This window comes from Leptotrichia sp. oral taxon 221 (assembly GCF_018128245.1).
Lineage (GTDB): Bacteria > Fusobacteriota > Fusobacteriia > Fusobacteriales > Leptotrichiaceae > JABCPH02.
Genome location: NZ_CP072378.1, coordinates 855,532 through 875,837, shown reverse-complemented (window position 1 = coordinate 875,837; position 20,306 = coordinate 855,532). Strand labels below are relative to the sequence as shown.

At 28.9% G+C, this 20,306-nt stretch carries 18 protein-coding genes, 1 pseudogene and 1 riboswitch; of the genes and pseudogenes, 1 reads left to right on the top strand and 18 read right to left on the bottom strand.

From position 1 onward, the window contains the following. Positions 1-113: 113 nt before the first annotated feature. From recJ to J4863_RS03800, 7 genes are all read right to left on the bottom strand, one after another. Positions 114-1,787 (bottom strand): single-stranded-DNA-specific exonuclease RecJ, encoded by a 1,674-nt coding sequence (gene recJ, locus J4863_RS03830; RefSeq protein ID WP_211619140.1) that lies wholly within the window; start codon positions 1,785-1,787, stop codon positions 114-116. A gap of 3 nt (positions 1,788-1,790) precedes the next feature. Further along, positions 1,791-2,153 (bottom strand): 30S ribosome-binding factor RbfA, encoded by a 363-nt coding sequence (gene rbfA, locus J4863_RS03825; protein ID WP_211619139.1) that lies wholly within the window; start codon positions 2,151-2,153, stop codon positions 1,791-1,793. Between the two features lie 48 nt (positions 2,154-2,201). Further along, complete coding sequence (infB, locus tag J4863_RS03820) at positions 2,202-5,108, bottom strand: translation initiation factor IF-2 (RefSeq protein ID WP_211619138.1); 2,907 nt, start codon at positions 5,106-5,108, stop codon at positions 2,202-2,204. Next, entirely contained in the window at positions 5,095-5,637 is a 543-nt protein-coding gene (locus tag J4863_RS03815; protein WP_211619137.1) for a DUF448 domain-containing protein, read from the bottom strand. The genes infB and J4863_RS03815 overlap by 14 nt, the downstream gene beginning before the upstream one ends. A 1-nt stretch (position 5,638) precedes the next feature. Further along, positions 5,639-6,754 carry a transcription termination factor NusA gene (gene nusA, locus J4863_RS03810; protein ID WP_211619136.1) on the bottom strand — a complete coding sequence of 372 codons (1,116 nt, stop codon included), beginning with the start codon at positions 6,752-6,754 and terminating at the stop codon, positions 5,639-5,641. Continuing rightward, complete coding sequence (gene rimP / locus J4863_RS03805) at positions 6,754-7,242, bottom strand: ribosome maturation factor RimP (protein WP_211619135.1); 489 nt, start codon at positions 7,240-7,242, stop codon at positions 6,754-6,756. The genes nusA and rimP overlap by 1 nt, the downstream gene beginning before the upstream one ends. 207 nt (positions 7,243-7,449) lie before the next feature. Next, complete coding sequence (locus tag J4863_RS03800; protein WP_256439031.1) at positions 7,450-7,665, bottom strand: integrase core domain-containing protein; 216 nt, start codon at positions 7,663-7,665, stop codon at positions 7,450-7,452. Between the two features lie 208 nt (positions 7,666-7,873). Here J4863_RS03800 and J4863_RS03795 point away from each other — a divergent pair, with 208 nt between their 5' ends. After that, positions 7,874-9,508, top strand: a complete 1,635-nt coding sequence (locus J4863_RS03795; RefSeq protein ID WP_211619134.1) for a malolactic enzyme — start codon at positions 7,874-7,876, stop codon at positions 9,506-9,508. A 184-nt stretch (positions 9,509-9,692) separates the two neighbouring features. On the opposite strand, the pseudogene J4863_RS03790 reads toward J4863_RS03795, so the two are convergent. From J4863_RS03790 to opp1C, 11 genes and pseudogenes are all read right to left on the bottom strand, one after another. Beyond that, positions 9,693-9,981: pseudogene (locus J4863_RS03790) on the bottom strand (UPF0236 family transposase-like protein); the annotation flags it as partial. 205 nt (positions 9,982-10,186) lie between these two features. Then, positions 10,187-10,966: an ABC transporter ATP-binding protein gene (locus tag J4863_RS03785; protein ID WP_211619133.1), complete on the bottom strand. Its 780-nt coding sequence runs from the start codon at positions 10,964-10,966 to the stop codon at positions 10,187-10,189. Then, a complete protein-coding gene (locus J4863_RS03780) occupies positions 10,963-11,754 on the bottom strand; it encodes an ABC transporter ATP-binding protein (protein ID WP_211619132.1) in 792 nt (263 codons plus the stop codon). The genes J4863_RS03785 and J4863_RS03780 overlap by 4 nt, the downstream gene beginning before the upstream one ends. Beyond that, the gene (locus J4863_RS03775; RefSeq protein ID WP_211619131.1) at positions 11,742-12,554 is read right to left on the bottom strand and encodes an ABC transporter permease; all 813 of its coding nucleotides are present in this window, start codon (positions 12,552-12,554) and stop codon (positions 11,742-11,744) included. Before J4863_RS03775 ends, J4863_RS03780 begins: the two co-directional genes overlap by 13 nt. A 3-nt stretch (positions 12,555-12,557) precedes the next feature. Further along, complete coding sequence (locus tag J4863_RS03770) at positions 12,558-13,514, bottom strand: ABC transporter permease (RefSeq protein WP_211619130.1); 957 nt, start codon at positions 13,512-13,514, stop codon at positions 12,558-12,560. A gap of 208 nt (positions 13,515-13,722) precedes the next feature. Beyond that, on the bottom strand, positions 13,723-15,345 hold the full coding sequence (gene nikA, locus J4863_RS03765) for a nickel ABC transporter substrate-binding protein (RefSeq protein ID WP_211619129.1): 1,623 nt from the start codon (positions 15,343-15,345) through the stop codon (positions 13,723-13,725). A 197-nt stretch (positions 15,346-15,542) separates the two neighbouring features. Beyond that, positions 15,543-15,697: riboswitch (cobalamin riboswitch) on the bottom strand. A 223-nt stretch (positions 15,698-15,920) separates the two neighbouring features. Beyond that, positions 15,921-16,292 (bottom strand): MliC family protein, encoded by a 372-nt coding sequence (locus J4863_RS03760; RefSeq protein WP_211619128.1) that lies wholly within the window; start codon positions 16,290-16,292, stop codon positions 15,921-15,923. A gap of 201 nt (positions 16,293-16,493) precedes the next feature. Beyond that, positions 16,494-17,855, bottom strand: coding sequence for an MATE family efflux transporter (locus J4863_RS03755; RefSeq protein WP_211619308.1), 1,362 nt, complete (start codon positions 17,853-17,855; stop codon positions 16,494-16,496). Then, positions 17,855-18,661, bottom strand: coding sequence for an ABC transporter ATP-binding protein (locus tag J4863_RS03750; RefSeq protein WP_211619127.1), 807 nt, complete (start codon positions 18,659-18,661; stop codon positions 17,855-17,857). Before J4863_RS03750 ends, J4863_RS03755 begins: the two co-directional genes overlap by 1 nt. Positions 18,662-18,665: 4 nt before the next feature. Next, on the bottom strand, positions 18,666-19,490 hold the full coding sequence (locus tag J4863_RS03745) for an ABC transporter ATP-binding protein (RefSeq protein ID WP_211619126.1): 825 nt from the start codon (positions 19,488-19,490) through the stop codon (positions 18,666-18,668). A gap of 15 nt (positions 19,491-19,505) precedes the next feature. Further along, positions 19,506-20,306, bottom strand: coding sequence for a nickel/cobalt ABC transporter permease (gene opp1C, locus J4863_RS03740; protein WP_211619125.1), 801 nt, complete (start codon positions 20,304-20,306; stop codon positions 19,506-19,508).

The window sequence follows — 20,306 nt, the reverse complement described above, 5'->3', positions numbered from 1 at the left end:
GGTACTGTAATCTTACGAATTACTTTTGCAAACCTAAAATTATTTTTATGAATTCATATATAAAAAACAATACGATTTATTAATAATATTTTAACATAAATTTATCTAAAATATCAATTAAAATCTTTTATTTTTAGTTCAATAAATAAATCCGAATGAACAGATTTAAATACTGGTGTATAGACTATACTATATTTTTTTGTCATATTTCTTGATTTTAATTTATGTCCTAAGTTGTATCCTATAACAGATATTATTCTATCATTTTTTCTAACAAAACCTTTAAAATGTCTATTATTTATTCCAAATTTTGTAAAACTGATAAAAGATATATTATTGTCGATAAAATTTGGTTCTTGGTTATCCAATCCAAAAGGCGATAATCTATTAATATCTAAAAGTTTATTTTTATTCATCCCTTCTATACTTAATTTACTATCTACATCAAGTACTTTCTCAACATTTTTCTTATTTGCATTCAACAATCTATGTTTCAAATATCTCTCAATCTGATTCAAATACTTTTCTGACACCAAAAAACCTGCTGCTAAATCATGTCCTCCAAATCGTTCCAATTTATCAGAAACATCATTTAATATATTAAAAATGTTCAAACCTTCAATACTTCTACAAGATGCCTTTCCAAAACCATTTTTTATCGAAACTAAAATCACTGGAATGTTATATTTTATTGATATTCTAGAACACACGACTCCAATCACGCCTGAATGCCATTTTCTACTTTTCATAAAAATATATTTTGGATTATTCAATTTTTGAATTTTTCTTTCAATCTCATCATAAATTTCTAATTCAAAATATCTACGCATTCTGTTTGCTCTTTTCATTTCTTCTATAATCGAATAAAGCTTTTCATCATCCTCTTGAATAAAGAAATTAACTACCATTTTTGAATTATCTACTCTTCCCAAAGCATTGAATATCGGTGCTATATAAAATCCAATATCACTTGCTGTTATATTTTGCGGATTCATTCTCAAATAGTTTATTATATATTTTAATCCTTTTATTTTCGTTTCTTTTAGATTACTTAATCCTTTTTTTATAATAAATCTGTTTTCATCAGTCATTGGAACAACATCTGCGACAGTTCCAATCATAACAATATCTATATAATCATAAAGTATCTTTTTATCTGCTCCTATCACTTCATAAATCGCATCCGCTAATTTAAAAGCAACTCCAGATCCTGACAAGTTTTTATTAGGATAATTACCTACTTTAGGATTTACCATCAAAACTCCTAAATCGCTAATATCCTCTATTTGTCTATGGTGATCTGTTATAATTACATCAATATTATTATCTCTTAAAAGTTTTATTTCATTTCTATCATTAATAGTTATATCTACTGTTATAAATAATTTTGTATTTCTTTTTTTTAGATATCTTATTAAGGATTTATTTATACCAACCCCTTCATGAGCTCTGTTTGGTATATAATAATCTACATCCATTCCTAGTTTTCTTAAAATTATTACTAAATAGGCAGTCCCAGAAATTCCATCAACATCATAATCACCGTAAATAACTACTTTTTCTCTATTATTCTTAGCTCTTAATATTCTATCAACTACCTCTCTCATTTCTTCAAAAAGAAACGGACTATACAAATCTTTTTCACTAGGATTCAAAAATTCTTCAACCTTTTCTGGCGTTGTAATTCCCCTATTTAGCAATAATTTAGTTATCAATTTACTTTCTTGAAACTCTTTACTTTTAGAAATTAAATAATTGCTATTATAGTTTTTTAATTTCCATTTCACAAATTATTCACTTTCCTTTTTCTTTATTTCATTCAAAATACTAGCGATTTTCACGCCATATTCAACACTATCATCTAAATGAATTCTTATTTCAGGAACAAATCTCATTGATAACTGTGACCCTAATTTTTTTCTAAAAAAACCTTTTAATTTATTTAATTCTTCAGACATTTTATCTTTATTTACATTATTTTTTAAGTCTAGAATCGAAAAAATTAAATCAAGATATCTTCCATCTTTCGTAAGCTCTACTTTATGAATTGAAACATAATTTTTTACAGTTTCATTTTTCACATCAGTAAGAAGTGTCATCCCAATTATTCTTGAAATTTCTTTTTCTAAACCTTTTTTTCTTCTATCGTTCATAATCCACCTACCTTTTCACATCTTATTTTTAAAATAGTGAACTATCGACTATCTTGGTATTTCTTCTAAAATATATGATTCAATTATGTCGCCTTCTTTGATGTCGTTAAAGTCTTGAATTCCAATTCCACATTCTTGTCCCATAACAACTTCTTTTGCGTCATCTTTAAATCTCTTCAATGATGCTAATTCTCCATCAAAAATAATAATTCCATCTCTAACAACTCTTATCTTAGAATGTCTACTTACTTTACCATCTACAACTATCGCTCCCGCAATATTTCCAACATTTGAAACTTTAAATACCTGTTTAACTTCAATTCTTCCTAAATAAACTTCTTTAAATTCAGGATCAAGCATTCCAGACATAGCTTTTTCAATTTCTTCTGTCAAGTGGTAAATTACGTTATAGTTTCTAATTTCTACACCTGTTTTTTCAGCTTCACTTATTGCTGGTGTTGTTGGTCTTACATTAAATGCGATTACAATTGCGTCTGATGCTTCAGCAAGTTTAACATCTCCTTCAGTTACTGCTCCCGCACTTGCTTGAATAATATTAATCATAACTTTTTCATTATTTAATTTAGCTAACGATTCTTTTAATGCTTCAACAGATCCTTTTGAATCGGCTCTTATGATACATTTTAATTCTTTCAATTGTTGTTCTTCCAACTCTTGTGATAAACTTTCCAAAGAAATATGCTTTTTCTTGTTTTGTTCGTTTATCTTTTTCTCTTTAATGAAGTCTTCAACTATTTTTTTCGCTTGTTTATCGTTGTTTACTCCATATAAAATATCTCCAGCATTAGGAACTGTACTAAATCCTGTTATCTCAACTGGTTGTGATAATGTAGCCTTTTTAATTTTATTTCCTCTATCGTCAACCATTGATCTTACTCTACCGTGAGATTCTCCTGCTACAAATATATCTCCAATTTCTAATTGTCCTTCTTGAATTAATAAATCGGCAACTGCTCCCATTTGAGGATCCAATCTCGATTCGATTACAACTGCTTTAGGACGTTTTTTAGGGTTAGCTTTTAATTCTTGTAATTCTGCAGTAATCAAAATTGTTTCTAATAATTCATCTAAATTAATTTTTTGTTTAGCAGAAATTTCTACAAACTCAGTTGTTCCACCCCAATCAGGCGACATTAATCCATATTCAGTTAATTCTGTTCTAACTTTCATTGGATCTGCACCTGGTTTATCAATTTTATTAATCGCAACAATTATTGGCACTCCAGCTTCTTTAGCATGTGAAATTGCCTCTACAGTTTGTGGTTTAACTCCATCATCTGCTGCAACTATCAAAATCGAAATATCTGTAATATTCGCTCCTCTAGCTCTCATTTCAGTAAACGCCTCATGTCCTGGAGTATCGATAAATGTTATTTTTTGACCTTTCCAGTTTACTTGGTACGCTCCAATTTTTTGTGTAATTCCTCCTGCTTCTCCTTGAATTACATTAGTATGTCTTAACGCATCCAATAATGAAGTTTTACCATGGTCAACGTGTCCCATAATTGTAATAATTGGTGCTCTTGTAACTAAATCTTGTTTTTTATCTTCTACTTCTAGATGATATTTTTCTCCGTAACTTACTTCTTCAACTTCTTCTTTTTCAACGATTACTTCATACTCTAGAGCAACTTCTTCAGCTTCTTCAAAACTCAAGATAGCATTAGCAGTAAGAACCTTACCTTCCATAAAGAATTTTTTAATAATATCAGAAACATTGATTCCTAATTTTTCAGCTAAAGTTTTAACAGGAATTTCTTCACCAATTGTTATCATTCCAATTGATTCTCCTTCTAATCTTACGATTTCATCTTTAACTGCTTTTTCTTGTTTTTTGTTTTTCTTTTTCTTTTTGTCATCTCTTCTAAAATCAGTTCTCAATTCTCTTAATTCTTGTTCTTTTTTCTTTTTATCTTTTTCATATTTTTTCTTATCGAATTTAGCTTTTCCTTTTCCACCTGATTTTGGTTTTTCTGTTGCTGGTGTAACTACTGCTGAAACATCATCTTTTGGAGCTTCTTTTCTTTTATTCCCAAAGTTTCTATTATCCCTATCATTTCTATCTCTGTTCCCAAAGTTTCTGTTATCTCGGTCATTTCTATCTCTATTCCCGAAATTTCTATTTTCTCCGTTTCTGTCGTTTCTGTCTCTATTCCCAAAGTTTCTATTGTCTCGGTCATTGTTTCTGTCTCTATTCCCGAAACTTCTATTTTCTCCATTTCTGTCATTTCTATCTCTGTTCCCAAAGTTTCTGTTGTCTCGGTCGTTATTTCTATCTCTATTCCCGAAATTTCTATTTTCTCCATTTCTGTCGTTTCTATCTCTGTTCCCAAAGTTTCTATTGTCTCGGTCATTGTTTCTGTCTCTATTCCCGAAATTTCTATTTTCTCCGTTTCTGTCGTTTCTATCTCTGTTCCCAAAATTTCTATTGTCTCGGTCATTATTTCTGTCTCTATTCCCGAAATTTCTATTTTCTCCGTTTCGATCATTTCTATCTCTGTTCCCAAAGTTTCTATTATCTCTATCGTTATTTCTATCTCTACTCACAAAATTTCTATTTCCTTCTCTATTTTCTGAAAATTTTCTATTTCTATTTTCGTTATTTTTATTGTTTTCTACATTTGACTTTTGATTATTGTTACTTTGATTACTCAAACTGTTCTTCATCTCCAATTTCTGATTATTTTGTTTTTTATTTTCAAATTTTTTATTTCGATTATTATCTAATTTATTTTTTTCTACTTCAACAGTTTTTTCTACTTTATTTTCACTAGCTTTTTCCTGTTTTTTTTGAAGTCCTTTTTCAATTATTTTTACTTCATCTTCGGATAGACTACTCAATGTCTTTTTATTTTGTATACCCATTTCTGATATTTTCCCAATAAAATCTGAGCTATTGTATCCTAATTTTTTAGCTAATTCATGTACTCTCACCCGTTGTCACCTCCACTTTGCTTAGTATTCCATTAATTACTTTCTTATTAAAGATTCCCACAACATTCAAATCTCTTGAAAAAATCTCTAAAAATGCTTTTTTCTTCTCAACAAATAAAATATCTACATTAAATTCTTTTCCTAATTTAATAAATTCATTGATGTACTTCTGTTTAATATCTTTTGGCAACACAATCAATTTAACTTTTTTAGACTTTATCGCCTCTATATTTTCATCTATTCCAAAAACAAAGAAATCCGAATTTTTCATAGGTTTCAATACATCAATTATATTTTTTTTGTTTTTCTTCAACTCTTCTAACATTTGTAGTAAATATTGAATATCTATATTATATTTCTTATGCTTTGATAATCTTTCTACACATTTTATATCTTTACAAACATAAAATCCCCTCGATTGAACATTCATTTTTTTATCAAAAACATATTTCCCTTCAAATTCCGATATTCTAAAAAAATCTTTTTTTTCTCGTTTTTTTCTACAACATACGCATGTTCTTTCAGGCATCTTACTCCTTTTCTTCTAGCTCTTCTGCTTCTTTTTCACTTTCTTCTTTATTTACATTTGCTGTATGAATATCAATTTTTATTCCACACAATTTTGCAGCCAATCTAGAATTTTGTCCTTTTTTACCAATCGCTAATGACAATTGATCTTCAGCAACTACTACTCTAGCTACTTTTTCCTTTTCTTTATCTTCTCCTTCTTCCCCTTCAACTATATCAACCGATAAAACTTCAGCAGGATTCAAAGCATTTTTTACAAAAACTTTCATATCTTCATCCCATAAAACGATGTCGATTTTTTCTCCTCTCAATTCATCAATTATACTTTGAATTCTCATTCCATTTTTACCAATACAAGCACCTTTTACATCTAAGTTTTTATCCTCAGAATAAACAGCTACTTTAGTTCTACTTCCAGCTTCTCTAGCTATTTGCTTGATCTCAATAGTTCCTTCTTCAATTTCAGGGATTTCTAATTCCAATAAACCTCTCATTAATTCATCAGCTTTTCTTGATAAATAACATTTTGTATATTTAGTAGCTTCTTCAACTGTTCCAATATAAAGTTTTATTCTATCTCCTTGAACGAATTTATCCACTTCTGATAATTCTTTTTCTGGAATAATAGCTTCTAAACCATTTATATCAATGTATAAATTCCCTTTTTCGTCTGTTTTTCTAACAACTGCTGACACAATAGTTTTTTCAATTTGTTTAAATTTATTATATATATTTTTCTTTTCACATTCTCTAACTTTTTGAACAACTATTTGTTTTGCATTTTGAATTGCGTTTCTTTTAAAACTTTCTGCACTAATTTCTAAGTTTAAAGTATCACCTATTTTTATTCTTTTTCTTACTCCCAATGCATCTTCAAAACTAATTTCTTCATCAGGATTTTCCACTTTTTCTACAACTAATCTTTTTGAAAATACTTTAACTTCTCCTGTTTGTCTATTAATAGTTACCTCTGCATTATCTTTTTCACCATAATTTTTTTTATAAGCCGCCATTAATGCAACTTCTACTGCCTCCAGTAACTCTTCTTTTACAATTCCTTTTTCTTTTTCTAATTCATCTAAAGCTTCCAAAAAGATTCTTTGATCTCTTGATTTCATTATTCCTCCTCGCTATTTAATATATCATTTGGTAATTCATATACAATATTTGATTTTTTTAATTTAATTATCGGTATTTCAATTAATTTTTCCAATCTTTCATCTTGAATGAATATCACTCCATTCTCACATTTTTCCAAAATACCTTCAAATGTCTTTTTCCCTTCGATTTTACTTTTTGCGTAAACCTTTATTTTTTCACCCAAAAATCTTAAGAAATCTTTTTCTTTCTTCAATTTTCTTTCAATTCCTGGAGTCGAAACTTCCAAAAAGAATTTCTCATCTATCATTTCATCTGCTATGTTATCAATTCTTTTACTAACTTCAATACAATCATCTAAGCTCGTAGTTCCATCTTCTTTCTCAACATAAATTCTTAAATAATTATATCCTCCCTCTCTTACATACTCAATATCTGAAAGTTCCAAATCCGTATCTTTTAAATGCTCTTCTATTTTATCTTCAAGTTCACTTAAAATTTTTTCCATATATTCACCTCGTAAAACTAAAGAGTGGGAAATAATCTCTCCCACTCCTCTCGTTAAAAATATCTTATCTTGATGTTAGTATAGCATATTCTTTTGCTTTTTGCAAGTGTTTTTAAAAAGCTCGACAGAGTAAAATGTATAGTTGTCAAACATTTGTTACAAAAACTTTAAAAATAAATAGAAAAGTTATCTTACTAATGTCTTAGCCTAATTGTTTGTCCTGTATTCTTTCAACATTTCATTTGGACTTTTAAAATTTAATACTTTTCTTGATATATTATTGTATCTGCTGCAATATCTTTTTACTGACCTTCTTAATTCTTCCAGACTTCTAAATCTTTTTCCTAAATAATAATTGCTATCTAGCCTGTGGCTCCTTTCCACTTTTCCGTTCTGCCACGGCGAACACGGTACTCTTCTGATATACTATTCATAGAAAGGTTTCTCCTTATGTAGTTTTGGTTGGCTTACATTATATCAGAAACCTTTCTTTTTTTCTTCTTTTTTGTTACATATGTATTGTACCACGACACTCTCCTTTAATTTAAAGTAAAAAAAAATCAATTTCTCTATTATTCCATGTTATACTTGACTTATTAAAATTATTTTAAAAATTTAGAGGTGATTATTTATGAAATCAGGTTATGAAATTTTGAATGATCCTTTTCTTAACAAAGGAACAGCATTTACAAAAGAAGAAAGAAAAAAATATGGATTATTGGGACTATTGCCAGCACAATTCCAAACGATAGAAACTCAAGCGAAACAAGTTTACAAACAATTTCAAGCGAAAGATAAATTAATAGAAAAAAGACATTTTTTGATGGAAATTTTTAACACAAATAGAACATTATTTTATTATTTATTTAATGAACACGTTGTTGAGTTTATGCCTATTGTTTATGATCCTGTAATTGCAGAAAGTATAGAAAATTACAGCGAATTATTTGTAAATCCTCAGAATGCGGCTTATTTGTCAGTAAAAGAACCAGAAAATATAGAAATAACTTTAAAAAATGCATCAAGTGATAGAAACGTTCGATTGATAGTTGTTACTGATGCTGAAGGAATTTTAGGAATTGGGGATTGGGGGACTAATGGCGTGGATATTTCAGTTGGAAAGTTAATGGTTTATACTGCTGCAGCTGGAATTGATCCTTCTACAGTTCTTCCAGTTGTGATTGATGCAGGTACGAATAGAAAAGAATTGTTGGAAAATGAATTTTATTTGGGAAATAAATTTGAAAGAGTTAGAGGTGACGAATATTATAACTTTATTGATAAATTTGTAAAAACAGCTGAGAAAATTTTCCCGGATTTGTATCTTCATTGGGAAGATTTTGGAAGATTAAATGCTGCTAATATTTTAAAAAAATATGAAAATGAAATTTCAACTTTTAATGATGACATACAGGGAACAGGAATTATTACTTTAGCTGGAATTTTAGGAGCATTAAAAATTTCTGGTGAAAAACTTACAGATCAAGTTTATATGTGTTTTGGTGCAGGAACTGCTGGAGCTGGAATTGCCAAAAGAATTTTTGATGAAATGATTGAACAAGGACTTTCTGAAACCGAAGCAAAAAAGCATTTTTATTTAGTTGATAAGCAAGGATTATTGTTTGAAGATACAGAAGGATTGACACCAGAACAAATTCCTTTTGTGAGAAAGCGTGATGAATTTGAAAATTCTGATGAACTAATAAATTTAGAAGCAGCAGTTAAAGCTATAAAACCAACAATTTTAGTAGGAACTTCAACGGTACCAAAAACTTTTACAAAAAAGATCATACAAGAAATGGCAAAACATACAAAAAGACCTATAATTTTTCCATTAAGCAATCCTACAAAATTAGCAGAAGCATCTGCGAAGGATCTTATTAAATGGACAGATGGAAGAGCCCTTATTGCAACAGGAATTCCATCAGATCCAATAGAATATAAAGGAACTGTTTATGAAATTGGACAAGCTAATAACGCATTAATTTATCCTGGATTAGGACTTGGAATTATTGCAACAAAATCAAGACTTGTAAATAACAAGATAATTTCAGCAGCAGCTCATTCATTAGGGGGAATTATTGATACAAACAAACCTGGTGCTGCAGTACTTCCACCTGTATCAAAATTAACAGAATTTTCTGAAACAGTGGCACTTGCGGTAGGAGAAAGTGTGTTAAAGCAAAAATTAAATAGAGATCCTGTTGATGATTTAAAAGAAGCAATTAAAAATACAAAATGGATTCCTAAATACAAAAAACTTTAATTGACAGAGTAAAAAATATAGGGGCAGCTAAAATAACATAATAAAATATTTTTAGCTGTCTTTTTTAAATCATTCTGCTTTGTGATATATTTCCTTCAGAACTTCCCTTATCAATCTTTCTCCTTCTCTTAAATATGGAATATTTGTCCCTTTTCCTGCTTCGATAATAATATCTGCCAAACAAAATGTAGTAGCAGACGCCTGTTTTCTTGTCTACATATTTTCGACGTTCAAAAGTTACATACCCAAAAGCAGTAGTAACAGTTCTTTTGATAAACCCTTTGCTTTTAAATCTATCCTTTCTTTCATTGGAATGAAAAAATCTGTCATCAACTTTTTTGACATAAACTCTAAACAATATTTCAAAAGCCTTTGTGATAAATAGTTTAAATTGTTGTTCAAACGAAAGTTTGAAGGAAAAAATATTTAAAAAAAATCTTTACAAGTGAATAAAAATCTGATATTCTAATCATAGAGGAAACCACCTTTCAATAGGATTGGGTGATTATATTGTAACTGGTTTCCTCTTTTTTGTTAATTAAAAATTTTATTAAATTTATTTGCCCCTATATTTTTTACTCTGTCTTACAAAAAAAGCAATTTATCTCCCACTTATAGAAGTCAGAGACTTCTTGCTATCTTTTTGTTAAAAATATAAACTACCTTGAAATTCCCCTATTATTTTGAAATTTTTTGTTTGCATATAGTTTCAAAATTTCTTCCCAAAATTTTCTTAACCTTATCATTCTTAACTTCAATTGACAAATCAAGATTTTCAATAGTTTCAGCAATTTCTCCTTTTTCTAAAATAATTAATTTATCACATAAGTAGTAGCAAGTTTCAAAATCGTGAGATATAAAAATATATGTTAAATTAAGACTTTCTCGTAATGAAGCTAGTAATTCTAGCATTTTATCTTGGATAATTGGGTCTAATCCGCTAACAGATTCATCAAATATGATTATTTCTGGTTCTAATATCAAGGCCCTTGCAATACATACCCTTTGTAATTGTCCACCACTTAGTTGAATAGCTTTTTGTGACATAAATTTTGGATCTAGCTCTACTTTTTCCAATAACTTTTCTGCACGGTTTTTCATTTCTTCATATGAAATTTGCTTTTTGTAATGTATTTTTAATGGCTCTGTTAATACTTCTTCCACTGTATATCGTGGATTTACTGAATTAAATGCATTTTGAAAAATTAATTGAATTTTCCTATGAATTTCTGCAATTTGTTTTTTTGTAATATTTTTGTAAGAAATCCCATTAAATATAATATTTCCTTCATCGAATGATTCTAGTCCGATAATTAATTTTGCAAGTGTACTTTTCCCAGAACCACTTTCTCCCATAATTCCAATACACTCATTTTCCAAAATCGAAATATTAATATTTTTCAAAATTATCTTTTTGTCGTAATATTTTTTCACATTTTCAATCACTAATTTTTTCAAGCTAAACCACCACTCTTTTTGTACCTTTTATATCGTTTCCTCAATATCAAAGCTTTCCCATACTCTGTTTTTGGACTTTCTAATAAATCTTCCGTTTTGCCACTTTCAATTAATTTTCCTTCTTTCAAAATAATCATTTTCCCACCAAGTTGTCTTGCAAAATCATAATCATGAGTAATTACAATAAGAGCTGTTTCTTGAGATTGCAATTTTTTTAGTATTTCAGCAATTTTTTCAGTATTGTAGTAATCCAACGCAGAAGTCGGTTCATCTGCAATTAACAAATCTGGTTCAAGCTGCATCATCATCGCAAACATTATCCTTTGCAACATTCCACCACTCAATTGAAACGGATATTTCTTCAACAATTCCTCTTGATGTGGCAAATTTAATCTTTTCATTCCATCAATTATTTTGTTCACACATTCTTTTTTTGACAATCCAAGTCGACTTTTAAAAAGTTCTACCACGTGAGACTCTATATTTTGAAAAGAATTGAAGACGGACATCGGATTTTGTGAAATATATGAGATTTTCTCTCCTCGATATTTGCTCCATTCTTTTTCAGAAATTTCCAATAAATTTTCCTCATCAAAAGTTATATTTCCAATAATTTCAGCATTTTCAGGCTTTAACCCAACTAATAATTTTGAGAATACCGTTTTCCCAGAACCACTTTCTCCAATAATAATCAGTGTTTCTCCTTTTTTTAAATCAAACGAAACATTATCTAAAACCTTTTTCCCATCAATATTGATTTTTAATTTATTTATACTTATTTTTTCCATATTCTCTTTATTCCTTTTTTCTCAAAAGTTTCTCCTAACAAGTTAAAAGCTAGGACTGTTAAAAAAATTGCCATTCCTGGATATAGCATTAATCCTGGTATTCTTCTGAAATAGGGTTTTGCGTCATTTAACATCATTCCCCATTCTGACACATTTGGTTGAACTCCTATTCCCAAAAATGAAAAACTTGAAATCATTAAAATTACGTTTCCTGTATTCATTAGTGCTGCCACTAAAACTGGCTTAAAAACAAATGGCAAAATATGCTTTCTAATTATGAAAAATGGAGACGCACCAATTGCTTGAGCTGATTGAACGTATTCTTGTTGTTTTACGCTTGAAACTGTATTTCGCAATATTCTCGCATAATAAACCCACTCAATAGCACTTACTGCAATTACGATATTTCCTATCCCTTGTCCCAAAATTCCAACAAAAGCCATTGCAAGTAAAAAGCTAGGAAATGACATAAAAATATTCACAATCCACAAAAAAATTTTATCAATTTTCCCTCCATACCAACCTGCTAAAATTCCAATTGGAAAACTGATACATAGTGTTACAATCGTAATTAGAGTCGAAATCATAAGAGATAATCTCGTTCCATAAATTAATCTTGAAAGAACATCTCTTCCCATCTGATCTGTTCCCAATTTATGAAGTTTACTCGGAAGCTGAAGTTTTTGAGAAATATCCATAAATTGTGGATCATATGGTGTTAATACAGGTGCAAAAATCGCAATAAAAATCAGAATTCCAATTAATATAATTGAAAAATAAAATAGTTTTCTTTTTTTCATAATTTATGCTACACCTCCATGTTTTGCTTCTTTCTTCATTTTCTCTTTTATTTTCAATCGTGGATCCATAAATTTCACCAAAATTTGAGTAACTTCATTCACAACAATTGACATAATTCCAAAAAACAAAAGCAATATTTGAATCAACGGAAAATCCCCTGTCCTAACCGCAGTCGCAAATAATTTCCCAATGCCAGGCCAAGCGAAAATCTCCTCAATTATCACACTTCCCGTCAACAAATACATAATATTCGAACTCAAAACAGTAATAATTGGAATTGCCGTATTTTTTAACAAATGGTTAATAATTACATTTTTTTTAGAAACACCACGGATAATCGCATTTTCCACATGAGAACTTTCCATTTCTTCTAAAATATTTTTTCGTATAAAAAAAGTTGTTTGTGCAATTAATGGAATAACCAACGTTATACATGGTAAAACTAAATTTTTCCAATCTCCTCGTCCTGAAACAGGCAAAATTCTTAATGAAACCGAAAAGAAAATGATTAAAATATATCCTAACCAAAATGTCGGAATTGATACACAAATATACGAAAAAAGTTGAATAATATAATCAGAAACTGTATTTTGCTTGATTGCACTTAAAATTCCTAGAAAAGGAGCTACTACAATTAAAATTATAAACGAAAATATTCCTAATTGAAAAGTTGGTACAAAGGCTTCTGTCACAAGATCTATAACAGGTGTTTTTTGAGTATAGGATGTTCCAAAATTCCCTTTTAACAAGTTTCCTAGCCAATTAAAATACTGTACTGGCAACGGATTATCCAATCCAAGATTCTTTCTAGTTTCTCGTAACGTTTCAGCCGTTATGCTCACATGGGATGCTCTCAAATAATTTTCAGCAGGATCTCCCGGTGATAGTTTCACAAGGAAGAATGTTATCACAGATATTGCAAAAAAAATTGAAATTAACGACATTACTTTTTTTATCATTTTATTAAAAATCCTCCTCCTTATAGTGAGTGTGTAAAAATTTTTGTGTAAACAGAATAGCAAAGTATTGAATTTACTGAATTCATCTATTAATTTACACAAAATTATAGACATTCTCTAAACCCAAATATTTTTTTATAAAAAATCTAAAAAATAGATTTTATCAACTAATAAATTCATCAATAAAATCTATTTCTAATACTTTAATTTATTTTACTTTTACAGTTGTCCAAACTGGTATTCTATTTTCTTCTGGCATAAATTTAACCCCTTCCAATTCACCTGTTCTATAAACACTCAATAAAGCTTGATATGTAATTGGAATATATACAGCTTGATCATTTAAAGTAGTCAATACATATTTATACATTTCTTTTAATTTAGCTTCATTTGGTTCCACTAGCAACGCTTTAATAGTTTTATCCAATTCAGCTTTCATTGGCAATCCTAATTGTGCAGCATAAGCTGGATTAGTTCCTTTTGTTGAATCATCAGCCATTGAAGTCAAATAAGCATGCGGATCCCATGGTGCTCCCCACGAAAAATCAGACATAAGGTCATAATTTCTAGTAATTGCATTTTCCCAGTATGCCTTTTCTTCCATCGCCTTCAAATCAACTTGAACACCGATTTTTTTCCATTCTCCTTGAATATATTCACCTACATTTTTATCTGTAACTTTTGAACTAATATATGGGAATAACAATACCATTTTCTTACCATCTTTTTCTCTTATACCATCAGCGCCTTTTTTCCATCCAGCCTCATCAAGCATTTTTTCAGCCTTAGCAATATCAAAATTATATTTCTTCAACTCAACATTTGTATTAGGTACATTTGGTGCAAAAATCGCATCTGCAGGTTTTTCAACTCCACCAAATATATTCTTAGCAATACTTTGTTTATCCACTGCATAACTCAAAGCCTGTCTAACTTTTAAATCTTTCAAAATTGGACTTGTAGTATTTAAAAGTATCATTCTTGTAGACATTGGATCAGAAGTTGCTGTTGTATATTTTTTATCTTGTCTATATGATTGGAATCTATCTAAACTAATCAATCCATTTCCATAAATCAAATCAATATCCCCTGATTCAAATTGAAGTGCAAGTGTTTCACTATCAGGAATATCCTTAATTACAACTTCAGATGCTGCTGGTTTTTTCCCCCAATAATATTCATTTCTTACAAACACTGCATATTCATTATTTTTATGTTCTTTCAAAACCCATGCTCCAGTTCCTACAGGTTTTTTAATCCCTTTCGAAGTATCTCCATTTTCAGGAAATCCAGCATCCCCCAAAAATCTTATAGGTCTAATCATCGCCAAATCATACAATGTCGCAGTATACGGCGTATCTAACACTATTTCAAATGTATAATCATCCACAGCTCTATATGACTTCAAATGATTCGTGAACGCAAACCAAGAATGATTAGGCTTATTTTCTTTAGAAAAAATAGTATCAAAATTTTTCACAACATTTTTTGCATCAAATTTTGATCCATCTGAAAATTTTACATTTTTTCTAAGATTAAAAGTATAAGTTTTCCCATCTTTAGAGATTTTCCATGATTCTGCCAACATTGGCTTAATTTCTCCATTTTCCCCATAAGATACAAGTCCATCATAAACCATATCTTGCGTAATAAATTGACTTGGTAAATACTCATGTGGATTCAAATTTCCTACGGGATCCTGATTAAACGCTAACGTAATTTTCCCTGATTTTTCTGTTTTTCCTTTTGCCGCTCCTTCTTTTTTAGACTGACAAGCAAAAAGAGTTCCCATCACAAATAAAACAAAAATTACTTTCAATAAATTTTTCATTTTTTCATCTCCTTGATTTAAATTTTATTATCTCACAAAATTCAAAAAATTTTTTTCATAAAAAAATCCGTTTCTAAACAAACGGTCAAACAACAATATAATTTCTTCAACTTTAAAATTTAAATCAAAAGTAAAAATAAACTTTTAACCCTATCTAAAAATTATAATTCTTTTAACCATCTTCCGTAGTTAATTTATGAATAATTGTTATGGATAGCTATCCGACTTAAAGACTTTTTCTTTTTACTCCTTTTCTTTTAGTAATTTGTCTTTTTACGGTTGCGGGACAGTGTGAGAATCGCACTCACTTTCCTATCTCTCGATTAATAAATCTGTCATAACAAATTAATTTTCATTTTTTATTGCAAAAATAATAATTTCTCTTTACTAGAATTCTAACATCTTTTGTACTTTTTTTCAATCAATTATTTAGAAATTTTAAAAATAAAAAAACATAATTTTCAAATCTTACTTTTTCAGTATGATCTGTCAATTATGTTTTTATCATAAATTATTTCTTGAATTTCAAAAGTAAAAAACTTTTATTAGAATTTTACATTCTTACTTTTCTGTAATTATCTTCTTGTGCAAGATTTTTCAATATTATTAGGTCCTCTATAGATAGCGTCTTTTCCACCTTTAAAGAATTCTATATCTCCACGTTTAGAAACATATCTTGCTCCACTTCCTGAAACTGCTACATTTAAGTTATAAACTTTTCCAGCTTTTGTTACTACTTTTGCAGTTTTTGTTGTTGGATAAGTAACTGTTATTCTTTCAGCTCCACAAGTGTATGATTCTGCTGCAGGTCTTTTTGCAACAACTTTTTTAGCAACTGTTTTTCTAGCAGGCGCTTTTTTTCTATTTTTAGGTGCTGCAGCGAAAGCCATTCCTCCAACTAAAGTCATTACAGATAATACTAACATAGATTTTTTCAATAGTTTCATAACTATCATCCTCTCTTCTTCATAATTTACTTCAGTAAGAGTATACTCTATATTTCTGTTAATTCAATTATAAATTTGTAATGATTTTTCATAGAAAACGAATAAAATTAACTAATTTTTTAGTTTTATATTTCAAATTTATTTTTTATCTTTGATTTCTCCATATTTAAAATTTTTTTTTTGAATCTCACATAACTATAGTTACAAATGTTCTGACACAATTAATAAATTTTCATATTTTTTTAGAAATCTTTTTACATATCTCATTAAAAATACTGACCTTGAAAGAGAAAAAGCCAAAAATGATAGCCACAGTCCGTGATTTTGATAAATTTCTGTTGCTAAAAAATAAAAAATCAAAAATACAATTAATGCTTGTAACATCGATTTTTTAATATATTTTGTTTCCATCACTCCAGTAAAATTACCGTATACAACCAATCCAAAACTCACAACTAACGGAAAAATAATTATCCAAATTTTATATTGATTTGTAATTTGTATAACTTCAATATTTTTTGTATAAAACATCAAAAAACTTTCATCAAATATTATAATTACAATACTTAAAAATATAGAAATAGCAATACTTGAATTTATTGACTTTTTTAGTGTCCACTTTAATTTTGAAAAATTTTTCTCACCAATCGCTATTCCTGAAAAAACACTTGAAGCATTTGCAAAACCATCAAAAATATATGCAATTAAATATTGAATTTGGAATAATATCGAATTAGCTGCTAGTACTATTTTTCCACTATGTGCCGCTTTTTCAAGAAATAAATTTGTTGTTATTAAAAGACAAAGTGTTCTAATCACTAAGTTAAAATTTACTGCTCCAACTTTTTTTATTTCTGACTTTTCTAAAATTTTCTTTAAATCAATATTACTAAAAATTTCTTTTATAGAAAAAGTTCTCAAAATTATTAATATTGATAAAATAGTCGTTAATATTTGTGAAACCAAGGTTGCAATTGCTACTCCAGCAACATCCATTTTTAAAACTTTTACAAAATATAAATCTAACATAATATTTGTGACATTTGTTAAAAGTTGTAAGATTAAGCACTTTTTGATTTCTTTTCGTCCCATTATCCAGCCTAAAAATGTGTAATTTAGTAGTACAAAAGGTGCCCCCCATATTAAAATATTGAAATAAATTTCTAGATATTTCGTTATTTCTTTTTCAGCATCAAAAAAGTTTGAAAATCCCCATAAAATAACTTTTTGAAAAAGAACGAAAAACATTCCGATTAAAACTGAAATTATCGCAGGACGGATTAAAGCTGTAATTTCTTCACTCTTATTCTTTTCCCCAAAAGCTTTTGCTGAGTATCCTGATGTACTTACACGCAAAAATCCAAATAGCCAATAAATCGTATTAAAAATCGTTCCTCCAAGCGTAACTCCACCGATAAATACTGGATTTGGCAAGTTCCCTACAACTGCAGTATCGACAGAATTTAACAGTGGCGTCGTCAATGTCGATAACGTAAACCCTAATGCTAACTTCAAGTACTCCCAATTTCTATAACTTTCCAAATTTATATTTTTCTTTTTCATCAAAATTCTATTACCGCCTCCAATAATTTTTTCGAATAATCTTTTTTAATATTTTTCAAGTTCCGTATATCATCAATTTTTTCTTCAATTTTTCCATCTTTAAAAAATATTACACTATCACAAATATAAGTTATCGTCAATAAATCGTGAGTTATAAAAATGTATGATAAATTATACTCTTTTTTCAACTTTTGTAATAAATCTAAAATCTCAACTTGTGTAGAAACATCTAGAGAACTAACAGCTTCATCCAACAAAATAAACTTCGGCTTTGTCACAATTGCCCGTGCTATACAAACTCTTTGAAGTTGCCCACCACTCAATTCATGTGGAAACCTTTCCAAAAATTCCTCTGAAAGTCCCACAATTTTTATCAATTTTTTCACTTCTTCGTCTATCTTATTTTTATCAATTTTACTTCTATTCACTTGAGAACTAATTATTAATGGTTCAGCAATAATCTGAGCAACTGAAAATCTAGGATTTACCGACGAAACATAATTTTGAAAAACAACACTAATATCATTTTTCATATTTCTATTTTCTTTTTGGTGAATATTTTTCCCTTCAAATTCGACTACACCAGAATCTGCCTTCTCAATCCCAGTAATTATCCTTCCAAGCGTACTTTTGCCACTCCCACTTTCTCCAATAATTCCAACACATTTTCCTTGCTCCAATGAAAGTGAAACATCATTTAATACTATTTTCACAGATTTTTTTAGAAATTTTTTCTGCGTATAACTTTTTTTAATATTTAGAACTTTCAGTAAAATGTTATTTTCATTTTTTATTTCTTTACTCATAAATTTAATTCTCACCTTCATTCGATATCCAATCAGCCACTTCTTTAAACTTTTTCATCAAAGCTCTTCGAGTTTCAATTAAAAAATTTGTATGTTCATGACTGTGATTATTTATTATTTCAGCTGTCGTTCCACTTTCAACAATTTCTCCATTTTGCATAACAATTAATTTATCTGCCAAATAAGACAAAACTCCCAAATCATGCGTTACAAATAGAATCGACACATTTATTTCATTTTTCAATATTTTAAATTCTTCAATAATATCTTTTTGATTAAGAGAATCTATTGCTGTCGTCGGTTCATCAGCTATTATCAACTTCGGTTTCAATGCAATTGCTATTGCAATCATCACTCTTTGCAACATTCCACCACTCAATTCATGCGGATATTTTTTCAAAACAACATCAATGTCCTTCATTCTCATTTTTTCTAACGATTCCTTCGCCAACTCTAGTGCGTCTTTAGCTGAAATATTCAAATGCTCCAAAAAAGTTTCAACCATTTGATTTTGAATTGTAAATAGTGGATCAAATGAAGTCATTGGATTTTGTAAAATCATGCAAATTTGTTTACCTCGGATATTTTTCATTTCTTTTTCTGTATAATTAATTAAATTTTTCCCATCAAAAATAATTTCTCCATTAATATTAAAATTATCATTCAGTATATTTAAAATTGACTTACAGGTAATACTTTTACCACTTCCACTTTCTCCAAGAATCCCAACACAGCTATTTTTTTCTATCGAGAAACTAATATTTTTTATAATTTTTTTATTATTTTTTTTTAGAATTACTTCCAGATTTTTAACTTCTAGTATATTCATCTTGTCAAAACTCCTTTATTGATTATCCTTAAAACTATCTCCTAATAAATTAAAAGCTGCAACTGTTATTACAATAGCAAGTCCTGGAATTAGCATTTGTTCTGGTCTTGTGCTAATTACATTTTTAGCCTCACTAAGCATTGCTCCCCATTCTGGAACTGGTGGCTGCACTCCCAATCCTAAAAAAGATAAAGTTGAAATGCTCAAAATCATCCAACCCATATCTAACGTAATTAATACAATTAATTCTGGCATTATAAGTGGAATAATGTGCTTTTTAAGAATATATGGTGTCTTCGCTCCAATTACTTTTGAAAAAAGAATATAATTTTTATCATTTTGACGAATTACATTTCCACGAATCATTCTCGCATACCACATCCATTTTACAACAATATTCGCAATAATTACATTTCTTATTCCTACTCCCAAGGCCCCAATTATAGCTAAAATCATTACTTGGCTTGGAAATGACATCATTACATCACAAAATCTCATAAGAATTTCATCAATAATTCCTCGAAAATATCCTGAAATAAGTCCCACAATTAATCCTATTAAAATGGTTGGAATCATTGTCGCAACTGATAAAAATAAAGTTGTTCTCACTCCATAAATTAATCTTGTAAACGTATCTCTTCCTAAATAGTCTGTTCCTAAAAGATGTTTTAATGATGGACTTTTAAATTTTTGAGTGAGACTTCCTTCAAGCGGATTGTAACTTGAAATAATTGGTGCAAAAATTCCTAAAAGTATAATTATTGCAAGTATAATTAAACACATTAACGCCACTTTATCCTTCAATATTTTTTTCAT

Coding starts and splice junctions, on each gene's coding strand:
- J4863_RS03780 (WP_211619132.1), bottom strand. CDS start 11,754: ATGGAAAAAATAAGTATAAATAAATTAAAAATCAATATTGATGGGAAA.
- rimP (WP_211619135.1), bottom strand. CDS start 7,242: ATGGAAAAAATTTTAAGTGAACTTGAAGATAAAATAGAAGAGCATTTA.
- rbfA (WP_211619139.1), bottom strand. CDS start 2,153: ATGAACGATAGAAGAAAAAAAGGTTTAGAAAAAGAAATTTCAAGAATA.
- opp1C (WP_211619125.1), bottom strand. CDS start 20,306: ATGAAAAAAATATTGAAGGATAAAGTGGCGTTAATGTGTTTAATTATA.
- nusA (WP_211619136.1), bottom strand. CDS start 6,754: ATGAAATCAAGAGATCAAAGAATCTTTTTGGAAGCTTTAGATGAATTA.
- J4863_RS03795 (WP_211619134.1), top strand. CDS start 7,874: ATGAAATCAGGTTATGAAATTTTGAATGATCCTTTTCTTAACAAAGGA.
- J4863_RS03755 (WP_211619308.1), bottom strand. CDS start 17,855: ATGAAAAAGAAAAATATAAATTTGGAAAGTTATAGAAATTGGGAGTAC.
- J4863_RS03750 (WP_211619127.1), bottom strand. CDS start 18,661: ATGAGTAAAGAAATAAAAAATGAAAATAACATTTTACTGAAAGTTCTA.
- J4863_RS03760 (WP_211619128.1), bottom strand. CDS start 16,292: ATGAAACTATTGAAAAAATCTATGTTAGTATTATCTGTAATGACTTTA.
- J4863_RS03745 (WP_211619126.1), bottom strand. CDS start 19,490: ATGAATATACTAGAAGTTAAAAATCTGGAAGTAATTCTAAAAAAAAAT.
- J4863_RS03775 (WP_211619131.1), bottom strand. CDS start 12,554: ATGAAAAAAAGAAAACTATTTTATTTTTCAATTATATTAATTGGAATT.
- nikA (WP_211619129.1), bottom strand. CDS start 15,345: ATGAAAAATTTATTGAAAGTAATTTTTGTTTTATTTGTGATGGGAACT.
- J4863_RS03815 (WP_211619137.1), bottom strand. CDS start 5,637: ATGCCTGAAAGAACATGCGTATGTTGTAGAAAAAAACGAGAAAAAAAA.
- J4863_RS03770 (WP_211619130.1), bottom strand. CDS start 13,514: ATGATAAAAAAAGTAATGTCGTTAATTTCAATTTTTTTTGCAATATCT.